This window comes from Metabacillus sp. KJ11-3, from assembly GCF_055808295.1.
In genome coordinates this window covers 1826840-1852786 of the sequence record NZ_CM147865.1, presented here as the reverse complement: position 1 = coordinate 1852786, position 25947 = coordinate 1826840, and the positions used below count along the sequence as shown (strand labels likewise).

The following is a 25947-nucleotide window of genomic DNA, read 5'->3' as shown; positions in this document are numbered from 1 at the left end:
ATGAATTCTTCTTTTGAAGGGAAAACCAATGTGGTTTTCCCTATTATTACGCTACTAATGCTGCCATTCTTATTTTGACTGCTATTAAAGCTAATTTACCTGCATAGACACACCTCCCCCTTAGCTTGTAATAGACCATGAAACCTTTTGAACTCCGTATTTCTCCTTCCATGGAAATGGAAGCTCCTTTTCTATGAACTTCTCAGTTTTTGAAACTAAGTAAAATTCTGCAAGAATTCTTATAGCCCTATTTTAGATACACTCATCCCTTTGTTGGCATTCCTTACATTTTTAATATAAGTATTTATAACCTCCCTTATGGTTACTTCTATGTTTATGCTTGTCCCAATTGCTGGTTTAGTCATGGCAACTCCCTCCCTTAGGAATATATACACGGGCAATACGGCTTTGCTTAACAAACATGTAATAGAACCTAAATTCCTTTTTTACATTCACTCAATAAAGGCTTAAATTCCGTCTGTTAGCATCAAATAGTAATCAAAATTTTATAAGGAGGTAATGAATGGTGGTTGGATTAAAAGGGATAAAAAGCAGGAAATGGACTTTACTCAATGTAATAGCAGTGGTTTTGCTAGTTTTAGGCTTTAGCAATAACACGTTTGCCTTTGGACATGGTAAACCGGTAAACCTTAAAGTAATGTCCTTCAATATGCACCATGCTGTAGGTGAAGACAATGTATTAGACTTGGAACGAATTGCTAAAATCATCGAAGAATCCAACACAGATATCGTTGGCTTACAAGAGGTGGACAACCATTGGTCTAGCCGTAGTGATTTTCAAGACCAGGCAAAATTATTGGCAGAGCGTCTTGGCATGTTTTATACGTATGCAGCAAATCTTGACAATGAACCTCTAAATGATGGAGACGAACGTCGTCAATATGGCACTGCTATTTTAAGCAAATATCCAATACTATCATCTGAAAATCATTCCTTAACAAAAATCGGAAACACGGAGCAGCGCGGTCTATTGGAAGCAACAATCAATGTGAAGGGAAACCATTTGCATGTGTATAACACCCACTTGGCGTTAACACCTGCTGAACGCGAAATCCAAATCAATGAGCTTGTAGAAATTGCAAACCAATCAGCAGGACCAAAAGTGATTGTAGGAGATTTAAATGCAACTCCAGAAAGCAATGAAATGAAAGCCATGTATGCTCATTACCTTGATGTTTTTGCCGATCAGCCGACTGCTTTTACTTATTCTGCTGAAAATCCTACAAAGCGTATCGATTATATCTTTACATCAAATGACATCGAAACAGTGAGTGCTGAAGTCATTCAAAGCTTGGCTTCAGACCATCTTCCAATCACAGCTGAAATTGTGTTGGACCGTGAGCAGCCATTTTTGAATGGAAATAACTAATGATGACTGGTGATAAAGAAAGGAGAATCTTTATGATGAATGAGCAAAAAGAAAGAAAAGTACATAGAAACAAATTGAAGTTTTTAACGGCGGCGGCTGTACTTGGGATGGCCCTTACAGGTGCTACATCTGCATTTGCTAAAAACGAAGAAAAGCCAAAACTCGAATTTGGAATTGTTCCGGATGCCCAGTATTGTGACTGCGAAATAAATGGTACGCGCTACTATACGAATTCATTGGACAAGCTGATGGAAGCCGCTCAAACATTTAACAGTCAAGAGGTCGATTTCACTGTTCAAACAGGTGATTTAATCGACAGAAACCTTTCCAGCTTTTCAAGTATTCTACCAATCTACAACACTATCGAAGGCCCGAAGTATCATGTCCTTGGCAACCATGACTTCCCTGTGACAACCGACGAAGTGGTTGACATACTCGGCATGAAGAACCAATATTATGACTTCAAATTCAAAAACTGGCGCTTTGTTGTGCTTGATACCAATGATCTTAGCCTTTACGCGAACCCGGTAGATTCAGAAAAATACCAACAAGCCCAAGATATGTACAATTCGTTAAAGGCTACTAATGAAATCAATGCTCAAACATGGAATGGCGGGGTCAGCGAGGAACAGTTAACATGGCTTCGCGGAGTCCTGGAAAAAGCGTCACAAAGACAAGAAAAAGTTGTCGTATTGTCCCACATGCCTGTGTACCCTGAAAATAACCACAATGTTTGGAATGATGAAGCAGTCATCGCAGAACTAGAAGCATCCGGAAATGTTGTTGCTTATTTCAACGGACATAACCACGCAGGCAATTATGGAGTGAAAAACGGAATTCACTATGTAAACCTCAAAGGAATGGTCGAAACCGATGACACAAACTCCTACTCAATCGTTCGCGTATACAAGGATCGATTGGAAGTCGATGGTTTTGGACGTGAAATAGATCGGATATTAAAAATACAATCGTAAAACAAAGGGACAGTTCTTTTGCTCCATGATTGAAAACAAAAGAATCGTCCCTATTTCTACGTATTAGCCTACCAAAAATAGAGGGACGATGTACCTGTCCCCGTGTCCCATTGCAGAGTGTTAAAAACTAATATTTAGATATAAAAAGGACCCTCTCTTACTATTAAAGAAGGTCCCTTTTACTATCTAATCTACTAATGCCATGAACACCACAGATTGTGATGGGATCAATTCATTTTGCAGGTCTGTTCTGTTTGTTATTTTATGGTAACTAGAAAACGATTCCTAACCAGTCTGTAACTTTATTTTATCAATAATTGCTGAAAAATAATTCCTCACAGATCCCTTTTTGTTTCTAGGTCCATTAGAGGTATTGTCTATAGTTTGACCATCGTCAAACAGTTCTAACACTTCAGTTCCAAGCCTGCTATCTCTTGAAACATCCATTAGTTCAGGGGAGTAAATTTGTTTTCCATCCATAATACTGCGGATCGAGCAGATTAACTTCTTGCTTGGATTATCCTTTAATAAATAACCATTTACACCAGCTTTTAGTGCACGGTCTATATAACCATTCCTAGCAAATGTAGTTAAAATGATTACCTTGCATCCCGCTGGCATTAATGCTTCAGCTGCCTCAAGTCCGCTCATTTTAGGCATCTCTATATCCATGATACAAATATCAGGCTGCAATCGGTACACAAGAGTAATAGCCTCTTCCCCATTCCTAGCCCGACCAACCACTTCCATATCCTCTTCCAAATTAAGAAGGGAACCTATTACCCCTAACAGCATCTCCTGATCCTCAGCAATGACAATTCGAATCATTTTAGTTCTCTCCTTGTGAAAGCTACTATTAAGCAGAAACTCCCCATTAATAATGGGGAGCTCTATTTAGTATAGTTACAATTCAGGTTTTATTTGAACAGAAACTCTTTTTTTAGCTAACGCTTTAACGTCTTTAAAGCTTACGAAATTCTTAGTTTTTTCATCCCATAAACGGAAACGGAGCGACTTTAAACTTGTAGCAAGTGTAATGGTTGGTACGTTTTGTAAGGGAGTTGTATTATTATGCGCTTCTTCTAATTTATAGTTTGGGACTCTAGGGCTTAAATGATGAACATGGTGATAACCAATATTTCCAGTCAAGAATTGAATAAATTTTGGAAGCTTATAGAAGGAACTTCCCTCCACAGCTGCCTTTACATATTCCCATTCACTATTTTCCTCAAAATAAGAATCTTCAAAAGTGTGCTGAACGTAAAACAGCCAAATGCCTAGTGACCCTGATAGCAAGAAAATAGATCCTTGAACTAAAATCACCGACTGCCACCCAACTGTCCAGCAGAGTATTCCAATTAATGCAACGAATAAAACGTTCGTCAAATAAGTATTCAAGCGTTCCTTCCTTCTGGCCCCTTTGCGATTAAATCTATTTTTTAGAAGGAAAACATAGATTGGCCCCAACCCAAACATAACGAGAGGATTACGATAAAAACGATATGTTAAACGAAGTCTAAGCGGTGCTGCCAAATACTCATCCACTGTAAGTGTCCAAATATCTCCTGTACCACGCTTATCCAGATTACCACTTGTAGCGTGATGAATAGAATGCTCATGCCCCCATTGATCAAACGGGAATAAAGTTAATACACCCATAGCTGTTCCAACTATTCGATTGACGCGACGGCTTTTAAAAAAGGAATGATGGGTGCAATCATGAAAAATAATAAAGACTCTTACCAAAAACCCAGCTGCTAACACTATTGGCACTAATGCTAACCAATATGAAACGGACAGACATATATAGGCAAGATACCATAATGTAATAAATGGAACGATTGTATTAATGATCTGCCATGTACTCTTCATTGTTGTTGTTTTTTCAAATGGAGCAACTTGTTTTCTTAAAGTTTTCGTATTTTGTAAGTTCATTTTATTTGAAATTTCCTTCCTTGTTATGTGTGCTAAAGTGAATGATACACGAAAAATAATGGACTTGTAAGTAGCATGTATCATGTACATGGTATGATACTTGTCATATACCATTAAGCTAAAAGGGAAAATATATTCATTATCCGTATAAAATTCAAAATAAAAGATGATTTGTTTGATGTTTCAAGTATAATGAACGATATTCAGATTTTGCATATGATGATTTTTTTAAGAGAATCCTATACGTAAATCGGATAATACTAAAAAAGAGGTTAATTTATGAGTAAAAAAAGTTTTGAGGATTATCAGTTAAGCAATGAAATAAAAAGAGCACTTGCAGTGTTAAAATATGAAACCCCCACAGAGGTTCAAAATGAAGTAATACCATTAGCATTGGAAAATCAAGATCTTGTCGTTAAATCTCAAACAGGTAGCGGCAAGACCGCATCCTTTGGTATACCTATCTGCGAAATGGTTAAATGGGAAGAAAAAAAGCCACAGGCATTAATTCTTACTCCTACAAGGGAGCTTGCTGTTCAAGTTCGAGAGGATATAACGAATATTGGAAGGTTAAAGCGGATTAAAGCAATGGCCGTTTATGGAAAAGAGCCTTTTACGAAACAAAAAGAAGAATTGAAACAAAAAAATCATGTTGTGGTCGGTACACCCGGACGTGTCCTTGACCATATCGAACGAGGAACCCTTGTTTTAGACCAAGTTAAGTATCTTATCATTGATGAAGCTGATGAAATGCTTAATATGGGATTTATTGACGATGTGGAAACAATAATAAAGGAGCTACCTTTAGACAGAGTAACGATGGTTTTTTCTGCAACATTGCCTGAAGATGTAGAAAATCTCTGCCACAAATATATGAAAAATCCTACTAATATCGAAATTGCAGCAACTGCGATAACCACAGATAGTATTGAACACCAATTAATTGAAGTTAATGAGGGAGATAAGATTTCACTTCTTAAAAGCGTTACAATCGTTGAAAACCCTGAGAGCTGTATCATTTTCTGCAGAACTAAAGAAAACGTAGATACAGTGTATACCGAATTGGAAAGATCGCAATATTCTTGTGAAAAAATCCATGGAGGTTTAGAGCAAGAGGAACGGTTTGCTGTGATGGATGGTTTTAAAATGGGGAATTTCCGTTATCTTGTCGCAACCGATGTTGCCGCAAGAGGAATTGATATTGATAATGTAACACTTGTTATCAATTATGACACTCCAATGGAAAAAGAGAGCTATGTCCACCGAACAGGAAGAACCGGTCGTGCCGGTAATAAAGGAAAAGCCATTACATTTGCGACCACTTTTGAAGAGAAATTTATAAAAGCAATAGAAAAGTACATTGGCTTTGAAATACCTGTAAAGGAAGCTCCTACAAATCAGGAAGTTGCTAAAGGAACAGCCGCTTTCGAAGAAAAAATGAGTGGACGCAGGATCGTGAAGAACAATAAAACTGCTCGAATTAACCAAGATATTATTAAACTTCATTTCAGTGGTGGAAAAAAGAAGAAGATTCGAGCTGTAGATTTTGTCGGAACTATAGCGAAAATTCCTGGAGTAACAGCAGATGATATTGGTATTATTACGATCCATGATAATATGTCATACGTTGATATTCTTAATGGAAAAGGATCACTTGTTTTACAAGCAATGGAAAATGCAACAATCAAAGGTAAGAAACTAAAAGTGAGCAAAGCAATTAAATAATTTAATCAATGTAGCTGAAGAAAATACCAACTAAATAAAATAAGGGAAGTGATGAAATATTTAAATCACTTCCCTGTTTTTTATTTAGCTGTACATAACATTTTAATACATCCTTTGCTTCTAAACATTTCAGCGCCTTTTCTTCATTCATAAAAGCAATCCCTTTTCGTTATAAGCTAGTAGTTTCCTAAAATCACTTTACTAAGGATAGAAGCCCCTCTATGGAGTCAATCGTGCTTGAATAGGAAAACAGAGGGACAATGTACCTGTCCCCGTGTCCCACATTTAGTAATCCGTCTCCAGTCGTAACTTCACCCGATCTGCGATTAAGTGGTAGTTTGAGTAATGGACAGGGATTGATTGTTCGTTATAGATAATTTTGTCTACTAAAATGATCGGTGTCATTCTATTGACTTCTAGGTGCTTTTGTACCTCTTCTGTTGGATGGACAAATTCAAGATCTTTACATACTTTTTTGAACTTTATTCCATATTCGTCGTTAATAATTTTAAAGGTTGAACACGCTGATGTTATTTTATTCTCAATTGAGGGGTAAAGTGCTGTTGGAAAATAGGCATAATCCAAGCTTAAAATCTGGTCATTTCGATAGACTTTTCTCACCAATTCAATGTACTCATCAAATTTATTGTCAAATTTATGATTAATATGGGGAGTACCCTTTATTTTTTCCATTGATAGTATGTCTTTTTTTATAAAATCACTCTTTGTCGTCAAGCCTTCGGTGTATCCCTGAAAATGTAAAAGGTGAATTTCTTTACGAACTGTATTCACAAATGTACCTTTTCCCCGAATAATTTGAAGCACACCTTCGTCTACTAATTCTTTGATTGCACGACGAATGGATATTCTACTGGCTTTAAAAATGTCACATAATTCCGCTTCAGTCGGAATTTGATCACCTTGGTTTAGCTGATTTGATTCAATATATTGTTTAATACCGGTCATAATTTCTTCATATAGATAATTTTGAATTTGATCGCGGTTACTCATTACGTTCGCTCCTATATGTTTAACGTTACCATTCATTATACATTAACTTTGGATAGTCGTTAAACTTTTTGTCTTTCTTTTGGGTAACCGAATCCACCGTATTCTTGGCAGGTTTTTTCAGCAGAGCTTGTTCCTTTCGCAATCGCCACTTCTATGTCATCCCCACTCATATAAGAAGTTAAGAAGCCAGCGATTAAGCTGTCACCTGCACCCATTGTGTCAACCACATCAATTTTCTTTACCTTCTGCTCATAAATCTCTCCATTTTTTATGAAAATCGCCGGCCTTCCTCCCCTTGTCAATCCAATGATTTCAAATTGAAAAGTACTTAAATCTTTAATGAAATGTTCGATCTCTTCCTCTGAAAGCTCTGCAGCTGAGAAAAATGCATAAGAAATATATGGAGCAATCGATTCAATATAAGGTAGGTCCTTCCTATTTGAAAAATCATACGATATTTTTGACACTTGTGACAATTTAGGTAGTTCACTTTCCATGGAGGAATAGCAGCTTACATGGCTTAAATCAAAGGTTTTTATATAATCCAGCTCTTCTTGAACGAGCTGAATTTTAAATCGATGCTGTACAGTATTTTTGGGTCCGCCTACAAATACTCGGTCATGATCTTCTGTTAATGTCACTTGCGGCTGTCCTGTTATACCATATACGTCGCGGGAAAAACGATAATCGATGCCTTCTTGGCTTAACACATCTTTAATATGATCCGCAGGCTCATCATTCCCAAATATCCCAATATATGAAACTTCACTTGCCCCATTACGTTTGGCATTTACGGCTACATTGACACAATTACCACCGGGATAGTATTTATTTTGATCCAAGTAGCAGTCTACTACGTTATCACCGATTGTGATTAGTTTCATAAGTCATCATCCTTTCACAGATCCTTCTGCAAGACCTCTAACCAAATATTTTTGTAAGAAGATAAGTAGAACAATCATTGGGACTGTTGCAATCACCATACCAGATAGTAATACTCCCCAGTCTGTGCGGAGAGCATCTCGAAAGACCATTAAACCTGATGGGATCGTTTTTAATTCACTGGAATTTATGAAAACGGTAGCGAATAAGAATTCATTCCAAGCGAAATATGCGGTTAAGATAACTGATGTTACGACAATAGGTAATGATATTGGCAAATAAATACGCCAATAAATACCAAATTCCGTACACCCATCCATCAAAGCTGATTCAGATAACTCTTTAGGTACTGTTAAAAAGAAAGCCCGAATCAATATAATCGTTAAAGGTAGTCGATATGCTACATAGGTCAAAATAAGTGCCCAATGTGTATCTAATAAGTTTGTGATGGTTAAGATTTCAAATAAGGGGATTAAGGCAACTTGTGGGTTCATCATTAACCCGCCAATAATAAATAAGAGTGACGCGTCAATCCATCGATTTTTATATCTGGATAGTACGAACGCAGCCATCGATCCTATTATAACAGTTAAAATAATTGTTAAAGCGGTTACATAAACACTATTGATAAAATAACTCGAAATTCCTTTCGACCATGCCAAGGAGTAGTTTTCAAATTTCCATTCTGTTGGTAAAGCCCACACATTACTGTAGATTTCCTGATAACTTTTAAATGATGAGATCAACATCCAAAATAGTGGATAGAGAATGATAACCGCAAAACTTAGCAAACCAAGCAGGACGATATTTTTAGTGATTCTTGTTTGCACAGGGATTTTCATTTTATTTGTAGGAAGGGTACTCGGAAATGTTGACTTCTTTATATTTGTTTTTAACATGTCTAACAATCCTCCTTCCCTGTTCTCGATACTTTGATCTGTATTAGCGCAAATACAGCAGATAGCAAGAAGATAAGAGTTGCCAGCGTTGATGCATAACCCATGTCATCTTTAATGAAGCCTGTTTGATACATGTGAACCGCTAATGTGATGGAACTATTTCCCGGCCCGCCATTTGTGAGAATGTAAGGTTCATTAAATACTAGAATCGACCCTGTCACAGTAACCAATAAGTTAACAAACATCGCTTCTTTTACTTGTGGCACCGTTACACTAAAGAATCTTCGTATTTTTCCAGCACCATCTATCTCTGCAGCTTCATATAAATCCTTTGGAATTTTCTGAATCGCAACAATGAACAACATCGTAATGAGCCCGATACTTTGCCATTGGGACATAGCGATCACACTATAGATGGCAGTAGTTGAATTACCTAACCACGGCTTTGCAAAGTGATCTAATCCAACGAGTTCTAGAAAACTATTTAATAACCCAATTTGGGGATTATAGACAAATCCAAATAATAAGGCAATAACAGAGATTGAAATCATAACCGGCATAAAATAAATAACCCGTAAAGCAGGAGCGAAGCGTCTAAAAAATTTATCCTCTAAAATAGCAGCTAGTACTAATGCAAAGAAAACTTGCAGTAACACGGAAATAATGGCGTATTTGACATTGTTGTTTAATGCAATGAAGACGACCTCATCAACAAGTAATTCTTTTATTTTACTCAAACCAACAAACTCTTTCGACTGAGAAAATACACTAAATTCAAAAAAGCTATTATAGAAGTTTTGAATAAGTGGTATGTAAATAAATAGTCCTAAAAATAAAATGGTCGGTAACATGAATAAGATTGGTGTTATTTTCGCCTTTTTTAGCTTCATTTCAAACCCCCCGCCCTTATTTTAAAGAATTGCCCTAACCTTTCATATCTTAGTTAGGGCAATTCTTTTCTTTAACAAGTAAGTACGTATAAAATTTTCTACTTATTGTAGGTGTATAGCTACAGTGCCTAGCCCCTTGAGGGCATAGGTCAATTTGGAATTGAAGGCAAAAATCTCCGTCTATTCCAAATTGACTTATTTGCCCGAGGTTGATCAAGGCGCTTGCGCTTTTCTTATTGGTTACGTAGTTTAGCAGCAGCCTCCTGTACTTTTTTCATAATTTCTTCTGGTGTCGTTTGACCGGTTGCTAATTCTTGACCACCTCGCATGAAAATATCAGCAATTGTTATATCCACTGCATTATCAAACCAAGGAGTCGAATCTGTTGCATCCAAAATAATTTGATAGGCTTCCAGACTTGTTGGATTGGAGGTTTCTTCCGTTACTCCTCCTTTAATCGCGTTCAACTGTCCATCAGCTTTCGTAAATGCTTTAGCCGTTTCTTCTGAAGTCAGGAATTTTAAAAACTCTACGGCTTCAGGTGGAGCGTTTTTACTTAACATCCACCCTTCTGGTGCACCAGTAAGGGATTTCGGTCTTCCTTCTCCATCTTCAACAGCCGGGAAATTAAAGAACCCAAACTCCACATCGCCAGCTTCTTCTACATATCCAACCTCTGCAAATTGCATATAAAGAACTGGAACTTCACCAGCCGCAAACATATTTCGAGCTGCTTCATGATCAATAGCTGTTGATACTTCACCCATGTAAGTGATTAACTCTTTAAAAATTTCCAGCCCGCGAATATATCCAGGATCTGTATATTCACCCGTCTCGATATTGTAGTCTTTAAGAAGGACATCATTTTCTATGACTCTATCAAAAATCGTACCTAAGTAATGAGAAATTGCCCAACCATTTGTTAAACCTTCTACAACTGGTGTTTCATATCCGGCTTCCTTAAGCTGATCTAACGCATTGATGAGTTCTTCATATGACTCTGGAACCGCTATATTATGTTCTTCAAATATCTGTTTGTTATAAAAGAACGCTTTACCATCAACAGTGAACGGTATACCATATGTTACATCATCAAACGTAAATCCGGCATATTGGGACTCGATAATATTTCCTGACCATTCTGTATCCTCCACCATGATGTCATTTAGCTCCATAATACGTCCGGAACTTACTAGATTTGCGGCAAATGTATCCGACCATGAGGTGAAAACATCAGGAAGATCATCATTTGAAACAAGTACTCTAATTTTTTCTTTAAAAGAATCATTTAAAACAGAATCAACATTAATTTTCACATTCGGATGCAGCTTTTCAAATTCTGCAATTTTTTCATCATAAAATGATTTTCTAGGTTCATTCGGCCATCTATGAAAGAAATCAATCATCACTTGATCACCATCTGATGCATCGCCATTGCTTTCATTGGAGGAAGAACATGCTGCTAAAAACATAGAGCTAGCTAAAATAATAACTAAAAAGCTGACTAACTTTTTCATTCATTATTTCCTCCCCGTAACCAATTTATATTCTATTAATAATCCATTTTCCACATATACCTTCTAACCGATAATGGGTGTCCAGTATGTTCAGCTAAACCATCAGCATATAAGCGTAATACAGGACCTGCTAATGCTGTACCAAAATACTCTTTAAGATCTTCGTCTACGCCACTGTAATCAAATTCTTTCACGTTAACAACCTCAACTTTTTCACTGTATTTCGTGACAAAATCAAGAGCCCGTTGATCAAGTGGTGTACTTGGTCCCTCCCCAACTACAACTAAAAATGGTACATCATAATCCGTGACTTCAAATGGTCCATGGAAATATTCTCCCGCATGAATCGCATTTGAGTGAATCCAAAGCATTTCCATTAACAAACAACTTGTGAATGAATAAGCATGATGAATATATGCTCCACTTGCCATAGTGTAAATCACTTTATCACGCTTATATTTCTTTCCAAAAGCGTCAGCTACATCCTTATGCTTTGCCTGGTTGCTTTCTATTAACTGACCTAACGTAGATAATTGTTCTACACCACGTAGGTATTTTTCTTCCCCGGTAAATTGATGAAGCAATTTAAAGAGTAACGTGTAGTACATCCCTATTTCGCCATCAATTGCATCTGAGCCATCTTTGTAATTGTAATGAATAGTATAGTCTGATTCTTGACACAGAGGAGATTCAACTTCCATTGAAATCGCAACAGTTAAGGCACCTTGTTCTCTAGCATATGTAGCAGCTCCAACTGTTTCCGGTGTTGTACCTGAATGAGATCTTAGTATAACAAGGCTGTTTTCACCCAATGCTTTTGGAGCACGATGAATAAATTCATTTGACGTATAAACAAAGCTTGGTATATCAGTATCCTTCGTAATAAAATAATCTCCAAGCGAAAGCGCTGCCATTGATCCGCCACATGCAACAAAAAAAATGTTTTTAATTTCCTTCCCTTTCATAGCCCCGATAACGTTTTCAATTTGTTCTACATGATCTTTTTTCATCCTTTACCTCTCCCCTCAAGTTTTACCTTAGATTAATAGTGTAATTTTCGTCTTCACCTACCACTCTAAGATACTATGATGTCATATAACATCATCTATAAGGTTATAGTACATCATATGATGTCATAGGTCAACGGTTTGTTAATAATTTTCTGATAACTTTTTTAAGAACCATATGAGATGTTCTAAGAAAGCCTACTCTCATTCATAAGAAAAAGCATGTGTCTGAAGAGGAGTTAAAATGATTGAGGATGAAAAATTCACAAAAAATACAGCTACATATAATTAGCTGTCATTGAACAAGATCAGATTTAGTTCTTTTTTAAAAATAAAAAACGACAAGTTCACAGAGTACTTGCCGAGTCCTTACCTATATTGGTCCACTTTAACTGAAAATGTTAACATCTTACTGCCAGAGTTTTTTTAGCTAATGTATGTACGTTAAATAATAAATCCGCTGTATACCATTCCTATATTAATGATGAAATGAAAAATAATACTCGGATAGATGCTGTTTGTTTTAAGTGTGATGATTGCGTATATGACACCAGCAACTGAAATCAACAAACTGAGGGGAATTGAAAAACCAATGGCAAGATGGAGAAGTCCAAAACCAACACTTGTAATCAAGATAGCAAACCATCTCGATGTGTTTTCATTAATAGCCGAAAGCATAACCCCTCTCCAAATAACTTCCTCAAAAACTGCGTTTATCAGCGAAAAAAATAGACAAAACCAGAAAAGCGATGCGATATAATCGACATCTTTTTGAACAATAAAATATAAATATACCATTCCATTAACTACTATTCCAATTATCCAAAACCAAAATATATTAATCTTATGAAACGGCAAAATAATCGGATGTTTCCAATCAGGTCTTGCATGATACCAAGACACTTTTTTCTTATAGAGAAGTAAATGAAATGAGATTCCTATTAGGATCACAATAAGCAAAAGTCGATTAACAATAATCTTGAATTCCTTTGAAATGGTCAACGTGTCAATGAAATGATTCGAAACGATAAATATGACAAAACTAATTAAAAAGGAAAACAATAGAGATGTGATAAATCGTTTTTCCTTATTTGTCATAAACAAAAAGAGGAATCCAATAAATACAAAAGACGAAAAACCTACTTGATGATATGAAATAGATATAATTCCTATAAAAAACAAAGCCGCAATCACAACTAACATAAACATCCCCCCTTTCAGCCTTCATTTTAAATTTTAACATAAATATCCAGGTGGGACAGAGGGACAGGTCAATTGGACCGCCATTTATAAAAATAGTGAATTTAGGAATACATAATATGTATTTTCCACTAAATTCACTGCGAAAAAAATCCCCCGCTTAATAACGATGCGGGGAATTTCTTTCGGCTAATATAAATTTTTCTCAGATTTATAACAAATATAGACCTTCTCTTTATTTTAATTCTTTTTTTGAGAACGACGTTCAAATCACGTTCAATCCCTTTTTCCAACTCCGATCATTTCCTTCCCACTTCGAAGTGTTATGATTTATTATTTAGGTAGATTCATATAAGGAAAATAAGGATATTTCACAAGAGTGTCTGGATTATAATCAGGTTTAATCATATATGTAGTATTCGTCGTTAGCTTTGGAGATAAACTTACATTACCCGAACCATCATAATACATTGGTTTTGCCTGCTCTTTGCTCATGTTTATTAACTCCTTTTAAATTATTTTCCTTGCCACCTCTAGAGTGATGAGGACCTACTCCGACCATCATATATCTCCTCACTCCTATAGATCTATTATACTACCTAACGATAAGTCATATATCCTGTTTTCCTAAGGAAAATTTTTTTATTTATGTATCTATTTTCTTAACTTCAATCTTTAAACACCGGACCTTATTTAAATATAAATAATCCAGATTTAAACAAAATTTAAAGATAGTCATGTAACATTTATCTTAGGGAATCTAAAGATTATTTTTTTAAAAAAGGAGAAAGTTGAGGATAAAAATGACATTTTTAAAAAGCTGTATTTTATTTATAGCAGTACTTTCTTTTACTGCTTTTATATCAGGTTGTGGAAAAGGCGAAGCCATAGATAACGCGGATCAATATATTTCACCTGTGAAACTAATGGATATTCCGGATGATGTTGAAATTATAGGGCTGGGAGAAGCGACACATGGGAATGTTGAATTTCAAGAGTTAAAACAAGAGGTCTTTGAAACGTTAATGAAAAAGGAAAATGTTCGCGTCTTTATCTTAGAGGGGGATTTCGGAGGCGGTCAGCAGATTAACAATTTTATAGTGAATGGTGAAGGTACAGCTGAGGAAGCTGTAAATACACTTGATTATCGTATTTATAATACCGAACAAATGATTGATCTAGTTCAATGGATGCATGATTATAATGAATCGGTAAAAGAGGATGAAAAAATTCGTTTTTATGGGAATGATATGCAGCGCTATGACTTCACTAAAAAGGAGCTGCTCGATTATTTTGCTGTTGTAAATAAGGACACCGCAACTAAGTATGAAGAGCAATTGAAACATGTTTCCAACGAAACCATGCGTGAATTAACAACGGAACAATTAGAAAAAGTAGATCAGACGATCAATGGGATCATACAAGACTTACAATCAAATAAAGCAATTTACTTAGAACATTCGTCTCCAGAAGACTTTGCGTTTGCCACAGCTAATGCACAAAATATGAGGCAGCGTACACAGCTGTTTTTAAATGATAAAGATTACACACATCTTCGTGATCAATATTTAGCTGAAAACTTACAATGGATTATTGAATTTGAAAAAGAACGTGGAAATAAGAAGGTATTCTTCACTGGACATAATGGCCATGTCGAAAAAACATCTGCCTCCCCTGCCGGCTATAAATCGATGGGACATTATGTAGATGAGGTATTTGGAGAAAAGTATTTTGCAATTGGTACTGACTTTATCAACAGCAAATTTCAAGCAAAGAACGGCGGTTCTATCGAACGAAAGATCTTTACGCTAGAAAGTCATAATGATGTAGTCGATGCATTCAGTGACGTTGAGCAAAATATCTTTTATGTTGATTTTGAAAAGAGTCGTGAGTCAGATGATTTGTCGACGATCCTTTCAAAGAAACAAAAAATGGCGAATATAGGGGACGAATTTCGCACTTGGTATTCGTTTTTAAAGATGTTTTATACGATTGAAATGGTGCCTGATCAGGCTTATGACGGTATCATCATAGTAAAGAAAGCAACACCAACTAAAGTGATCGAGTGAAACTAGATGGAGAAAAACCTTTTTCTTTCGTTCTACTACTATCTTTATTCATCCTCATTCAATTCTTAATAAAATTTAAAAAACTGAGGAACGGTTCAAATGATTTATCTTTTAACAAGAGAACCGTTCCTCTGTTTTATCATTTTCGTGAACGATCATGCTAAATACGCTTAAATCTTCTTCCACTTCGATTATTTACTACCGCCTCACTTATTATCATCTCATCAATCAACCCTGCCGCAATATGAAATTTACAAGAAACTTTCTCCATACCCAATGTCGAATTTTATCTCTTTATCAGGAATCCCCTAACATCCCCAATATCTTTCATCAGTGGCAGTTTTAAATCCAACTTTTTATTAGAAATAACAAGGAAAATTTACTCAAAGAGAGAATAATGTATTGATGTAAGTGTTTTCATCATTATAGACATAGGGAGATGGAATAAAATGAAACAGACTGTTTACATAACAGGTGCTGACAGAGGATTAGGTCTAGCTTTAACAGAGGTTTTTCTAAAATCAAATTTTAAAGTATTTGCTGGTCGTTATATGAAAGATTGGACAGAGCTTGATGACTTGAAAAAGGAATTTGGCGAGGATTTAGACATTGTTTCATTAGATGTTACCGATCAGAAATCTGTGGATGAGATCGCAAATTATATTGAAAATGAAGCTGGTCAACTAGATATTCTGATTAATAATGCAGCCATGTACAAAGACCGTTCCGAAGATATATTTGGGGAGTTCAATTACGAGGATATGATGAAGCTTTTTGATACGAATGTATTTGGACCACTTCGTGTTTCAAAATCTGTTGTGCCGTTATTAATGAAAGGAAATCGTAAAATATTAGCGAATATTTCCTCAGAAGCTGCTAGCTTAACAGATTCTTGGCGAAAAAAAGAATATGGCTATTGTATGTCCAAGTCAGCTTTAAACATGCAATTAACGATATTACAAAATCAATTAGCGGATTTTGGAGTCAAGGTTTTAGCATTCCATCCAGGATATGTAAGAACGTATATATTCGGTGAGTTTAATCCAGATGCAACTCTCGATGCAATTGAATCGGCAACTGGAATCAAAGAGCAAATATTAAAGGCTCCTGCAATTGAAGAACATATGTACATTGATTATCAAGGGAATAAATTGAACTGGTAAGGGTGATATAAACGATGGTAAACATAGTAGCGTTATTAGGAGATTATTGGCATAATGCAGATGATGCAAAGGCTGGATTAGAGTCAGCAATAGAACGACTTGCAAACAAGGAAGTAAATCTTCAATTCATCACGCATGAAGAGGTTTCAAACGCCCTTGATGAAAAGCCTGACTTATTCATCAATGCTAAAATGGATCAATTAAATCCCAAAGATGAACGCGTGTTCACTTGGCTAACGGATGAATTGGATAAAAAGATTGTCAAATATGTGGAAGATGGGGGAAATATCTTAGTATGGCATGCCGGTTCAGCAGGATATGAGCCTGATAGCAACTACATTCAGATGTTGAGAGGATATTTTGAGTATCACCCACCAGGGCTTCAGGATGTTACCTACATGTTGAATGAAAATGAAAAAAGTGGAGAGAATACTTTTTCCCTTTCCGATGAGCAGTATTTTGTCCAGTGTGATGTAGAAAATACAGAAGTAGACCTTTGGAGTACAGGTGTAGATGGCGATTCCATCGCTGGCTGGAAACATTCCTATGGAAAAGGAAGGGTTTGCTGTTTTACTCCAGCTCATACGAAAGATGGAATGTTAAATGAAAACGTCTCAAAATTATTAGCAGAAAAAATTAATTGGACGATATCTAACTAAACACTGGATCGGAGGGACAGGTAAATTGTCCCTCCTCCCATCCAATATGTGTTATCCAAACTAGTGGTGGCTTTAGCTTTTTACACAAGAAATGCATCACGTCTATCCTTCTTATCTTAATGAATTAAAGGATAATACTAGCCTTTTTACTTTTTGCAGAGTTAATCGTAATTAATCTAAAAGAAAGAGGAGCTGCTTCTAAATACTTGCAGCTCCTCTCCTAATATGAAGTACAAATTTTACTAAATCGCAGCTTCTTTATGTATAACCGATTTAATACTCCACTCCAATGGTGAATAGTTCCCATCTGGACGGTTTAAGTTTATTCTCTCTGTTAGTGGAGTGGTCCGATTACACATGAAACGAGGAACACCTGAATGATTCTGTGATGCAGCGTGGTATAAAAACGGATGACATAAAATGACATCACCAGGGTTTCCGGTGGTTTCCACGACCTGAAGCTTGATTCCATCTTCATCAATATACGGATTTTCCATGAATTTCTCTATCCGATCCTGTTCAATATTATCACCCTGTCGCTCATTAGATGCAGTTAATTCGGAGAACCACGGGTGCTGCTCATTCAGAGTACGAATGCCGTCTCCAAGTTCAATTCCGTCTGGTTGCTTGGAGAGAAATTTTGCAACCACCTTATGTGAGCCTTCTGCTACTAGCGTGCCCCCACCTTGTTTTCCTATTTCAGAGAATAAATTCAAGCAAAGCAGTCCTTGTTCCGGACTGTCAATATAATGACGAAAATGAATACCATCCCAATGCCAGCCAGTATTCGCTACATTCCATGGTTTGTCAGCACCTTGAGAAAAATTAACTGGCCACCATCCATAGCCAACCTTCTTCTCAGTCTCACCATATACTGTCCTGTTCGCCCATCGCCCCTCACCGACAAGATCTTCTATTGCATCTGCTAATCTTTTTGTATTACATTTCTGAAATTCATCATGTTCATAGTTTTCATTTAGTTGTACCATTTCTTCCGTCCAAGTCGATCGATCATTCTTTAGTACTCCTCGTTTTTCAACATTCTCCCAAACAATTTTTTGGGCTTCCAACGCCACTTCTTTAGGAAAAGCTTGTTCAACCTTTACCCAACCTAATTCGATGAACTGATTGACTTGTTCTTGATTTAATACCTTATATTTTGTCAATTTATATCCCCCTTACTTTTAAGTTTGAACAGGTCCAAATAAATGAAGTGCTTACAACAATTGAGTAACGATCGTTTTATATATCATGCAGACATTATGTTGAACTTAGTTTACATAATATTATTCTTGTTTACTTAAAGGCTACACATCAATGTACACAAAAAGTCAATATAGAACCAGTTGTACAAAACCTTACTCCCTCACTCTACCTTCAACAACCTTTGCAAACTCATCAAGGGTCGTTGAATATTTAACATAAAGACGCGGTAAAAGATAAAGTTCATCTTTATATCCCATTTTCGTATATAATTCAGGAGTTGTTGTGAGCCCATACGAATAATACTTTTTAGTTTCTGCAATAACCTTTTCGTTTGTATTGCCGTATGGGTATGAAAGGGCAATGACAGGTTCTCTTGTTATTTTTTGAATCTTATCTTTAGATCTTTTTAGTTCTTCTTCAAATCCGTTTATTTTCGTTAAATCTGGATGTGTTGCCGTATGAGATTGAATGGACATGATACCTGAATCGGCCATCATTTTTATTTCCGCTTCCGATAATCGATTTGATCGTCCAATAAAATCAGAAATAACAAAAATCGTTCCCGTTGGTTTAAAGTGTTCATTTGTTAGATTTTGAAGGATTTTAAATGCATGTAAATTATTTTTGTATCCGTCATCAAAGGTAATAAAAATAGGCTTTTTCACATTCTCAATGTCTTTCCACCTATCAAACGTTAACAAAGTAAAGCCGTGATCTCGTAAATAAATCATTTGTTTCTCAAAGTTTTGCGGGGTTACATATAATTCTTTTGAACCACTGCCTTTAAACTCGTCGATTGAATGATAAATTAATATTGGGACTTTTCGTTGAGCATGAGTTTTTGATGGAAGCATAATGATGAAACAACAAAGAAAAAATATTGTAATGGCTTTCATGGAATTCCTCACCTTACATTCATTTATTTCCAGTTATTGTTCCTCACTATTTCTTCATTATTACTTAAACATGTTCTTCCAATCCTTTATAAACTAATTAGCTCATTAACTGTCCGCCATTGACCTCTATTATTTCTCCAGTTATATAATTAGCATATTTTGATGCTAAAAATAATATAGAACCTACAGTCTCTTCAGCGGTTCCTTCTCTTCCCATTGGGATCTGTTCTACCGCTTTTGCTCTTTGTTCTAATGTAGAATACTTATCATGGAATGGTGTTGTAATCACTCCAGGTGCAACGGCATTAACCAAAATATTATATTCAATCAAATCCTTTGCTAACCCTTTTGTTAAGGTGCTTACTCCACCTTTTGATGCTGCATATGCAATACTACCTGCGCCCCCTCCATTTTTTGCCGCGATTGAAGTAATATTAATAATTCTGCCTTTCCCTTGCTTTTTCATAAGAGGAAGCACTGCTTTGGTTACGAGATAGACAGATTTTAAATTCACATCCATAATTTGATCCCATAACTCTTCTTCTAAATCTTCTAATCTAGATCTTTTAATTAATGCACCCGCATTATTTACTAATATATCGATTTTCCCAAATTCTTGATCAATTTTTTCAACCATTGATTCCACGTGAGCTTTGTTTGAAACATCACCATGTACTAAAAAAGCTCTATTGCCTTTTGATTGAATTTCTTCGACTAAAGATTGTGCTTGGTCAATGTTACTGTTTGCATGAACAATAACCTCTGCTCCGCATTCAGAAAATTCTATCGCTGCAGATCTTCCGATACCTGTGCTGCTTCCAGTAATCCATACAACTTGACCTTTAAATGAATCCATCATAACACCTCTTTTATTTTTAGGCTGTTTTCGCAAACATTGTTGCTTTGTAATAAGTGTAGAGGTTGTTGATTTGAGCTCCAGGCTGCTCGCTTTCCTTGGGGTGGGCGGTGAGGAGCCTCCTCAACGCTTTGCGTCTGCGGGGTCTCACTTGTCCCAATGCTCACACAGGAGTCTCGCATATCCGTTCAAATCAACTCTATTTAGTTTTTCAAGTACTTATTAAAAACAACAATCTTTTAGAGAATAGCCTATTTTTAAGTAGTTGTTTGGAACAAACGCAATTAACAATGCTGCGATGATTAAAATAATGAAGAAAGGGAGTGCCTTACATCTTTTCCATTCTTTTGATGTTTTGATCGAATTTTGGATTAAGCTTAAAAAGAGAGCCTCAGAGCAAGAAACAACCTGAGGCTTAAGGAGTCATTTCATAGATTACATTATAAGCTTTAAGAACCCTTCACAAAAACAGTCTTAATTGACGTATAGAATTCTTTTGCTGCTTCACCTTGTTCACGAGTACCTGTACTTGAAGCCTTCATTCCTCCAAACGGTGCTTGCAGTTCAACACCAGCACTTTCCGCATTGACACGAACAAGACCTGCTTCCATATCATCGATAAAACTTAGGAAGGAACTAATATTTCTTGTAAAGATGGACGCACTTAAACCGTATTTAGAATCATTGGCCACATCAATTGCTTTTTCTAAAGAATCTACTTTCATTAACGCTAATACAGGCCCAAAAATTTCTTCTTGTGCAATGCTCATGTCAGAGTTTACATTTTCAAAGACTGCTGGACGAACAAAGAAACCTTTTTGATATTCGTCATCAGTTAGCACTTCACCGCCATAAATAAGTGAGGCGCCTTCCTGCTTACCTTTTTCGATATAGCTGCATACGGTGTTGAATTGGCTCTCACTCGCACAAGGTCCCATCCAAATACCATCTTTTAATCCATCACCAATTGTGATTTCATCGATTTTATTCAGTAGTAATTCTTTAAATTGATCATAAATATCTGCTTCGACAATGACACGACTTGTTGCCGTACATTTTTGTCCTGTAGACTTTAATCCGCCGCTTAAGACAGCATCAACAGCTAATTGTAAATCGGCATCTTTTGCTACAATTACTGGGTTTTTACCACCCATTTCAAGTTGGAATTTAATTCCTCTATCTGTTGCTGATTTAGCTACGTTTTTACCAACACCTTCTGAACCGGTAAACGTAATGCCATTAAGTAATGGATGATCGATAAGTCCTTGACCTATAACGGATCCAGAACCTGTAATGAAATTAAGAACCCCCTGCGGAAAGCCGGCTTTTGCAAAGCATTCAACAACTTTAGCAGCAGTTACTGCAGCCTCTGTAGCTGGTTTGAACACAACGGTATTTCCATACACTAACGCGGGTGCAATTTTCCAAATAGGAATAGCTACCGGGAAGTTCCATGGTGTTATAACACCAACAACACCTAGAGGAGTTCTTCTTGTAAACATAAGTGCATCAGGATCTGTTGATGGAATTGTGTCTCCATCCGAACGCATCCCTTCTCCGGCATAATAACGGAGAATCGCCACTCCTCTTGCTGTTTCCCCTTTTGCTTCTGGTAATGTTTTACCCATTTCACGAGTCATTGTTTCTGCGATATCCTCAAGGTTTTCCTCTATAATATTGGCCACTTTATAGAGCAATTGCCCGCGAGCAACTTGACCTAACTTACGCCACCCTTTTTTGGCATTATGTGCTGCATTTACGGCATTGTCTAAATCAGCATCCGAAGATTTTTGTACAAGACCTACAACCTCTTCTTTATTTGCTGGATTATAGCTCGCAATTACATCTTGATCAGATGATTGTTTCCATTCATTATTAATAAAATTCAAAAATGTTTGTGCTGCTGTTTTTGTTTGACTCACAAAAATCCACTCCCTATTAAAAAATTAATTTATTTAAATCCCATGGTGATGAATAAAATCACCTTAGTTAGCAACAGATTCTTTTTTCACTAGTTGTTTAACTGGATTTCTAAGTGTGCCAACTCCTGAGATTTCAATTTCAATGATATCCCCTTCTTTTAATGTGAATTCATTAGGTGGAACGATACAAGTTCCAGTTAACAGTACTGTGCCATCAAAGATGTCGTTATCAAGTACTAAGAATGAAACTAATTCATCAAGCTTTCTTTTTAATTGATTTACAACTGCCATTCCCTCAAACACCTTTTCATCCTGACGTAGAATGCGGCAAGTAATGGTTAATTCATATGGATCATCTACAGCATCGGCTAGTAAGATTGCCGGCCCAATTGAGCATGAATTTTTCCACATTTTTGCTTGTGGGAGATAAAGAGGATTTTCACCTTCAATATCACGGCAACTCATATCATTCCCAGCTATATACCCTAGAATTTTTCCGTCTTTATTCATAACTAATCCTAATTCTGGCTCAGGGATTTGCCAATTCGAATCTGATCGAAGATAAACTTCTTGTCCAGGACCGACTGTTCGTGCTGCTGTTGATTTAAAGAAAATTTCCGGACGTTCAGCTTCATAAACTTTATCATAAAATGTCGTAGCATCCAGTTTGCCTTCTGTTGCTTCATAGTTTCTAGCATCACGGCTTTTTTCGTATGTAACCCCAGCTGCCCATACTTCTGGTGCATCAAGCGGTGTTGTAAGAATCGTATTTTCATATTTTTCAACTGGCTCATTAGCAGCAAACTCTTGGGCAAATGCTAATACTGTCTTCCCTTGTTTCTCTGCTTCGTGAACAAAAGATATAAAATCAGGGTATGGTAAATCAAATACAAAGCTTTCATTATTAACCACTGCTAATTGAAGTGTTGCTTCATTTTTCTTATATCGGATAATTCTCATTTAAAACCCTCCTATTTTATATTATAAAACTAGGTTTTGTTATATAGATAAAAATAGGCTAAGGCCCATTTATCCTATCCTTTTATATCCATACCCTACTTACCTCATTCAAATAATTCGAAGAATAAGGATTTCTTTTCATTCTTTTCAGTTGTGAACTTACTATCAATTTTAAAAAAGATACTTGTTTAACCAAATATTACAACGCTTACATTTGTGAACTTACATAATACCACTTGTTCTATAATATAAAACAATTAATTATATTATAAAACGATAGGTTCATATTATAATATTTTGTTTTATTTTTCAATAAGAATTTCCAATTTTTAATGTAGAAACAGAATGACATACTAACATTTATCGACTCTAAACATTTCCTATTTCAAATGAATGTGTTTAGTTTGTCCAACAAATATCTCCCCTGTAACATTGATTCAATGGGTTTCTTCTAGTAACAACTTTGCGCTGATTTGTTCCAGGGTGTTATTTTTATCTCAGAAGTCTAATGACAATACTCAACTAGTAACTATCCATACCGCCAACCTTATGAAATACTCTTTTACTTATAAACATTACTAGACATCCGAGTGAACTACCTACTATGAAAGGAAATAACATTGGGGAGGTAATGAATACCGCAATCAACATAATAGTTCCCAGAAGCATAAGGATTGTAAGATGCGGATAAGACAAACTTATAATAAAAGCATATTTAACATATTCTAATTTTATTAATTTGAAATGAACAAATACAGGGAATATATAGAAAATGATCGAGAGATAAATAAAAGCAACAGATAGTAAAACAAATAATAATATTGTAAAAAGAATTCCATCCATACTTGTCAAAAAGATAAAATCAATATAAATAAAGACACCGATTAAAAGTAATAGCCAGCCTACAAAATTTGCGTCCGTAAATTCCTTCCGATAGCTTTTTATGAACGTCTGAAAAACAGAAACCTGCTCTTTCAGCAACCATTTCCGGATCACCGTAAACATAGCTGCAGTGGCAGGGAAAAAACCTAAAAAGAATAATCCCATTGCACTAAACAACATCCAGAGAAAATTAACATAGGCAAGCCGTATGGCCCATTCTCCTATAAAATTTATCTTTGATAGCATATGATCAACCATAATTATTCCACCTTTGATTACTACTTTTGCAGAATGTATTTACATATTCATTTCAAACAAAAAGAAGGAAAGAAAACTCCCTTATTTATAGGTTAAGAGAGTTTTCTGAGGTCCTACTTATTATTTAAGTTCAATGACGAGTACAGACTTTGACGGGATTGTTAAAGAAATCGTATCATTTTGAAGTTCGATCTTATCAAATACTGTTGGTTCAATCCGATGAGGTGCTTCAAAAGTATTATGTTCATTCATAGATTCTGCTGTTAAGATTCGTCCAGATGCTGTTGAAAAATGTTTTATTTCATTAAGATTACATGTTATTTCTTCTGAATGATTAGGATCAAGGTTACAGATTGAAATATGAACCTTACCTGAAATATCCTGAGAAGCAGAGACATTTAGCATTGGGAGATTATCTTCTCCATATGTATAGTCTCCAGTACTTACACTAACAGGAAGTAATGTTGCATCCTGGTGAACTTTATACATTTCAAATACATGATAGGTAGGGGTTAAAATCATGTTTTTTCCTTCTGTTAAAATCATCGCCTGTAATATATTAATCATTTGAGCAATGTTAGCCATGTGTACACGATCACAGTGTTTATTGAAAATATTTAGGTTAATACCTGCCACAAGTGCATCGCGCAGTGTATTTTGCTGGTAGAGGAATCCAGGATTTGTACCTGGCTCAACGTTAAACCAAGTTCCCCATTCATCAACGATTAAATCGACGTTTTTCTCTGGGTCATATTTATCCATAATCGCTGTATGTTTTTGAATCAGCTCTTCCATCACAAGCGTTCTTTTCATATAATCAAACCATTTTTCTTCTGTAAATACAGTTGCTGAATCATATTTTGCGCGGTTACGGGTGTAAAAATGAAGGGCAAGGCCATCCATCTCTGGTCGGTGATGTTCCCAAATATCCGTTACAACACTATCTGGGAATGGCTCCGTTCTTCCAGTCCCCTCACGCATCATCACTTCTGTCCAATGATAATCCGCCTCACTAGGACCACATGCAATTTTGTAGATTGGATGATCCTGGAAGTCCCTAACAAAGGTTTGATAGCGTCGATAAAGGTCGGCATAATATTCGACTCTCATTTTTCCTCCGCATCCCCAGTTTTCATTTCCTATCCCAAAATATTTAAGTTTCCATGGTTTATCCCTACCATTCTTTCTCCTTAAATTAGCCATAGGTGATTCCCCATCAAATGTAATGTATTCAATCCATTCTTGCATTTCCTGGACCGTTCCACTGCCGACATTTCCGCAAATATATGGTTCAGCATTTATTTGTTCACATAAATCTAAAAATTCATGGGTACCAAAGTGGTTGTTTTCTACAACTTTTCCCCAGTTATTGTTAACAATGCTCGGGCGGGATTCTCGAGGTCCAATCCCATCCTTCCAATGATATTCATCAGCAAAACATCCACCTGGCCAGCGTAAATTAGGAATGCTCAGTTTTTTTAAGGCTTCGACCACATCATTGCGAATCCCGCGTGTGTTTGGAATGGAAGAATCTTCTCCTACCCAAATTCCTTCATAGATACATCTTCCTAAATGCTCTGCAAAATGGCCGTATATGTGTTTACTGATCACTTCTTTTTTTCACTTTTGTTCACATTAATGAAAGA

Annotated in this window: 25 protein-coding genes; 6 read left to right on the top strand and 19 right to left on the bottom strand. The window is 36.1% G+C overall.

The window, feature by feature from the left end; genetic code table 11:
* Nucleotides 1–239: 239 nt before the first annotated feature.
* Complete coding sequence (locus tag AC0L8O_RS09640) at nucleotides 240–365, bottom strand: hypothetical protein (RefSeq protein ID WP_473447661.1); 126 nt, start codon at nucleotides 363–365, stop codon at nucleotides 240–242.
* Between the two features lie 158 nt (nucleotides 366–523).
* Between AC0L8O_RS09640 and AC0L8O_RS09635 the strand changes: the two genes are divergently transcribed.
* Nucleotides 524–1390, top strand: a complete 867-nt coding sequence (locus AC0L8O_RS09635) for an endonuclease/exonuclease/phosphatase family protein (RefSeq protein ID WP_473447659.1) — start codon at nucleotides 524–526, stop codon at nucleotides 1388–1390.
* A gap of 32 nt (nucleotides 1391–1422) precedes the next feature.
* Entirely contained in the window at nucleotides 1423–2364 is a 942-nt protein-coding gene (locus AC0L8O_RS09630) for a metallophosphoesterase (protein WP_473447658.1), read from the top strand.
* Nucleotides 2365–2649: 285 nt separating this feature from the next.
* Here AC0L8O_RS09630 and AC0L8O_RS09625 read toward each other — a convergent pair whose 3' ends face one another.
* Together AC0L8O_RS09625 and desA are read right to left on the bottom strand one after the other, a co-directional pair.
* A complete protein-coding gene (locus AC0L8O_RS09625; RefSeq protein WP_473447656.1) occupies nucleotides 2650–3192 on the bottom strand; it encodes a response regulator in 543 nt (180 codons plus the stop codon).
* Between the two features lie 75 nt (nucleotides 3193–3267).
* Nucleotides 3268–4299 carry a Delta(5) desaturase DesA gene (desA, locus tag AC0L8O_RS09620; protein WP_473447654.1) on the bottom strand — a complete coding sequence of 344 codons (1032 nt, stop codon included), beginning with the start codon at nucleotides 4297–4299 and terminating at the stop codon, nucleotides 3268–3270.
* A 279-nt stretch (nucleotides 4300–4578) separates the two neighbouring features.
* Between desA and AC0L8O_RS09615 the strand changes: the two genes are divergently transcribed.
* Nucleotides 4579–6024, top strand: a complete 1446-nt coding sequence (locus AC0L8O_RS09615; RefSeq protein ID WP_473447652.1) for a DEAD/DEAH box helicase — start codon at nucleotides 4579–4581, stop codon at nucleotides 6022–6024.
* Between the two features lies 1 nt (nucleotide 6025).
* Here AC0L8O_RS09615 and AC0L8O_RS09610 read toward each other — a convergent pair whose 3' ends face one another.
* From AC0L8O_RS09610 to AC0L8O_RS09570, 9 genes are all read right to left on the bottom strand, one after another.
* Complete coding sequence (locus AC0L8O_RS09610; protein ID WP_473447650.1) at nucleotides 6026–6175, bottom strand: hypothetical protein; 150 nt, start codon at nucleotides 6173–6175, stop codon at nucleotides 6026–6028.
* Between the two features lie 134 nt (nucleotides 6176–6309).
* Nucleotides 6310–7035 (bottom strand): GntR family transcriptional regulator, encoded by a 726-nt coding sequence (locus AC0L8O_RS09605; protein ID WP_473447648.1) that lies wholly within the window; start codon nucleotides 7033–7035, stop codon nucleotides 6310–6312.
* A 59-nt stretch (nucleotides 7036–7094) separates the two neighbouring features.
* Nucleotides 7095–7919 (bottom strand): PfkB family carbohydrate kinase, encoded by an 825-nt coding sequence (locus AC0L8O_RS09600; RefSeq protein WP_473447646.1) that lies wholly within the window; start codon nucleotides 7917–7919, stop codon nucleotides 7095–7097.
* Nucleotides 7920–7925: 6 nt separating this feature from the next.
* Nucleotides 7926–8816 carry a carbohydrate ABC transporter permease gene (locus tag AC0L8O_RS09595; protein WP_473447644.1) on the bottom strand — a complete coding sequence of 297 codons (891 nt, stop codon included), beginning with the start codon at nucleotides 8814–8816 and terminating at the stop codon, nucleotides 7926–7928.
* A gap of 2 nt (nucleotides 8817–8818) precedes the next feature.
* Complete coding sequence (locus AC0L8O_RS09590) at nucleotides 8819–9706, bottom strand: carbohydrate ABC transporter permease (RefSeq protein WP_473447642.1); 888 nt, start codon at nucleotides 9704–9706, stop codon at nucleotides 8819–8821.
* A gap of 233 nt (nucleotides 9707–9939) precedes the next feature.
* On the bottom strand, nucleotides 9940–11223 hold the full coding sequence (locus AC0L8O_RS09585) for an ABC transporter substrate-binding protein (RefSeq protein ID WP_473447640.1): 1284 nt from the start codon (nucleotides 11221–11223) through the stop codon (nucleotides 9940–9942).
* A gap of 35 nt (nucleotides 11224–11258) precedes the next feature.
* The gene (locus tag AC0L8O_RS09580) at nucleotides 11259–12233 is read right to left on the bottom strand and encodes an SIS domain-containing protein (RefSeq protein WP_473447639.1); all 975 of its coding nucleotides are present in this window, start codon (nucleotides 12231–12233) and stop codon (nucleotides 11259–11261) included.
* Nucleotides 12234–12674: 441 nt separating this feature from the next.
* On the bottom strand, nucleotides 12675–13433 hold the full coding sequence (locus AC0L8O_RS09575; protein ID WP_473447637.1) for a lysostaphin resistance A-like protein: 759 nt from the start codon (nucleotides 13431–13433) through the stop codon (nucleotides 12675–12677).
* A gap of 330 nt (nucleotides 13434–13763) precedes the next feature.
* Nucleotides 13764–13925: a hypothetical protein gene (locus AC0L8O_RS09570; RefSeq protein ID WP_473447636.1), complete on the bottom strand. Its 162-nt coding sequence runs from the start codon at nucleotides 13923–13925 to the stop codon at nucleotides 13764–13766.
* Nucleotides 13926–14233: 308 nt separating this feature from the next.
* Between AC0L8O_RS09570 and AC0L8O_RS09565 the strand changes: the two genes are divergently transcribed.
* From AC0L8O_RS09565 to AC0L8O_RS09555, 3 genes are all read left to right on the top strand, one after another.
* Entirely contained in the window at nucleotides 14234–15499 is a 1266-nt protein-coding gene (locus AC0L8O_RS09565) for an erythromycin esterase family protein (protein ID WP_473447634.1), read from the top strand.
* 449 nt (nucleotides 15500–15948) lie between these two features.
* A complete protein-coding gene (locus tag AC0L8O_RS09560) occupies nucleotides 15949–16662 on the top strand; it encodes an SDR family oxidoreductase (RefSeq protein ID WP_473447632.1) in 714 nt (237 codons plus the stop codon).
* Between the two features lie 14 nt (nucleotides 16663–16676).
* Entirely contained in the window at nucleotides 16677–17321 is a 645-nt protein-coding gene (locus tag AC0L8O_RS09555) for a ThuA domain-containing protein (protein WP_473447630.1), read from the top strand.
* A gap of 242 nt (nucleotides 17322–17563) precedes the next feature.
* Here the strand turns inward: AC0L8O_RS09555 and AC0L8O_RS09550 are convergent, their stop codons facing one another.
* From AC0L8O_RS09550 to AC0L8O_RS09520, 7 genes are all read right to left on the bottom strand, one after another.
* On the bottom strand, nucleotides 17564–18487 hold the full coding sequence (locus tag AC0L8O_RS09550; protein WP_473447629.1) for a phytanoyl-CoA dioxygenase family protein: 924 nt from the start codon (nucleotides 18485–18487) through the stop codon (nucleotides 17564–17566).
* Nucleotides 18488–18679: 192 nt separating this feature from the next.
* Nucleotides 18680–19423, bottom strand: a complete 744-nt coding sequence (locus AC0L8O_RS09545) for a polysaccharide deacetylase family protein (protein ID WP_473447627.1) — start codon at nucleotides 19421–19423, stop codon at nucleotides 18680–18682.
* Nucleotides 19424–19520: 97 nt separating this feature from the next.
* The gene (locus tag AC0L8O_RS09540; RefSeq protein WP_473447625.1) at nucleotides 19521–20282 is read right to left on the bottom strand and encodes an SDR family NAD(P)-dependent oxidoreductase; all 762 of its coding nucleotides are present in this window, start codon (nucleotides 20280–20282) and stop codon (nucleotides 19521–19523) included.
* Between the two features lie 446 nt (nucleotides 20283–20728).
* Entirely contained in the window at nucleotides 20729–22201 is a 1473-nt protein-coding gene (gene gucD / locus AC0L8O_RS09535; protein ID WP_473447623.1) for an alpha-ketoglutaric semialdehyde dehydrogenase GucD, read from the bottom strand.
* Between the two features lie 63 nt (nucleotides 22202–22264).
* Nucleotides 22265–23161, bottom strand: a complete 897-nt coding sequence (locus tag AC0L8O_RS09530) for a fumarylacetoacetate hydrolase family protein (RefSeq protein ID WP_473447621.1) — start codon at nucleotides 23159–23161, stop codon at nucleotides 22265–22267.
* 522 nt (nucleotides 23162–23683) lie between these two features.
* Nucleotides 23684–24301, bottom strand: coding sequence for a YesL family protein (locus AC0L8O_RS09525; protein ID WP_473447620.1), 618 nt, complete (start codon nucleotides 24299–24301; stop codon nucleotides 23684–23686).
* Nucleotides 24302–24421: 120 nt separating this feature from the next.
* Nucleotides 24422–25912 carry an alpha-N-arabinofuranosidase gene (locus AC0L8O_RS09520; protein WP_473447618.1) on the bottom strand — a complete coding sequence of 497 codons (1491 nt, stop codon included), beginning with the start codon at nucleotides 25910–25912 and terminating at the stop codon, nucleotides 24422–24424.
* Between the last annotated feature and the right edge of the window lie 35 nt (nucleotides 25913–25947).

Bases quoted from the DNA above. Each gene is read 5' to 3' on its own strand.
- AC0L8O_RS09635 (WP_473447659.1), top strand. From the start codon at position 524: ATGGTGGTTGGATTAAAAGGGATAAAAAGCAGGAAATGGACTTTACTC.
- AC0L8O_RS09575 (WP_473447637.1), bottom strand. From the start codon at position 13,433: ATGTTAGTTGTGATTGCGGCTTTGTTTTTTATAGGAATTATATCTATT.
- AC0L8O_RS09530 (WP_473447621.1), bottom strand. From the start codon at position 23,161: ATGAGAATTATCCGATATAAGAAAAATGAAGCAACACTTCAATTAGCA.
- AC0L8O_RS09565 (WP_473447634.1), top strand. From the start codon at position 14,234: ATGACATTTTTAAAAAGCTGTATTTTATTTATAGCAGTACTTTCTTTT.
- desA (WP_473447654.1), bottom strand. From the start codon at position 4,299: ATGAACTTACAAAATACGAAAACTTTAAGAAAACAAGTTGCTCCATTT.
- AC0L8O_RS09570 (WP_473447636.1), bottom strand. From the start codon at position 13,925: ATGAGCAAAGAGCAGGCAAAACCAATGTATTATGATGGTTCGGGTAAT.
- AC0L8O_RS09605 (WP_473447648.1), bottom strand. From the start codon at position 7,035: ATGAGTAACCGCGATCAAATTCAAAATTATCTATATGAAGAAATTATG.
- AC0L8O_RS09615 (WP_473447652.1), top strand. From the start codon at position 4,579: ATGAGTAAAAAAAGTTTTGAGGATTATCAGTTAAGCAATGAAATAAAA.
- AC0L8O_RS09600 (WP_473447646.1), bottom strand. From the start codon at position 7,919: ATGAAACTAATCACAATCGGTGATAACGTAGTAGACTGCTACTTGGAT.
- AC0L8O_RS09590 (WP_473447642.1), bottom strand. From the start codon at position 9,706: ATGAAGCTAAAAAAGGCGAAAATAACACCAATCTTATTCATGTTACCG.
- AC0L8O_RS09540 (WP_473447625.1), bottom strand. From the start codon at position 20,282: ATGATGGATTCATTTAAAGGTCAAGTTGTATGGATTACTGGAAGCAGC.
- AC0L8O_RS09610 (WP_473447650.1), bottom strand. From the start codon at position 6,175: ATGAATGAAGAAAAGGCGCTGAAATGTTTAGAAGCAAAGGATGTATTA.
- AC0L8O_RS09580 (WP_473447639.1), bottom strand. From the start codon at position 12,233: ATGAAAAAAGATCATGTAGAACAAATTGAAAACGTTATCGGGGCTATG.
- AC0L8O_RS09555 (WP_473447630.1), top strand. From the start codon at position 16,677: ATGGTAAACATAGTAGCGTTATTAGGAGATTATTGGCATAATGCAGAT.
- AC0L8O_RS09525 (WP_473447620.1), bottom strand. From the start codon at position 24,301: ATGGTTGATCATATGCTATCAAAGATAAATTTTATAGGAGAATGGGCC.
- AC0L8O_RS09545 (WP_473447627.1), bottom strand. From the start codon at position 19,423: ATGAAAGCCATTACAATATTTTTTCTTTGTTGTTTCATCATTATGCTT.
- AC0L8O_RS09625 (WP_473447656.1), bottom strand. From the start codon at position 3,192: ATGATTCGAATTGTCATTGCTGAGGATCAGGAGATGCTGTTAGGGGTA.
- AC0L8O_RS09585 (WP_473447640.1), bottom strand. From the start codon at position 11,223: ATGAAAAAGTTAGTCAGCTTTTTAGTTATTATTTTAGCTAGCTCTATG.
- AC0L8O_RS09595 (WP_473447644.1), bottom strand. From the start codon at position 8,816: ATGTTAAAAACAAATATAAAGAAGTCAACATTTCCGAGTACCCTTCCT.
- AC0L8O_RS09560 (WP_473447632.1), top strand. From the start codon at position 15,949: ATGAAACAGACTGTTTACATAACAGGTGCTGACAGAGGATTAGGTCTA.
- AC0L8O_RS09630 (WP_473447658.1), top strand. From the start codon at position 1,423: ATGATGAATGAGCAAAAAGAAAGAAAAGTACATAGAAACAAATTGAAG.
- AC0L8O_RS09640 (WP_473447661.1), bottom strand. From the start codon at position 365: ATGACTAAACCAGCAATTGGGACAAGCATAAACATAGAAGTAACCATA.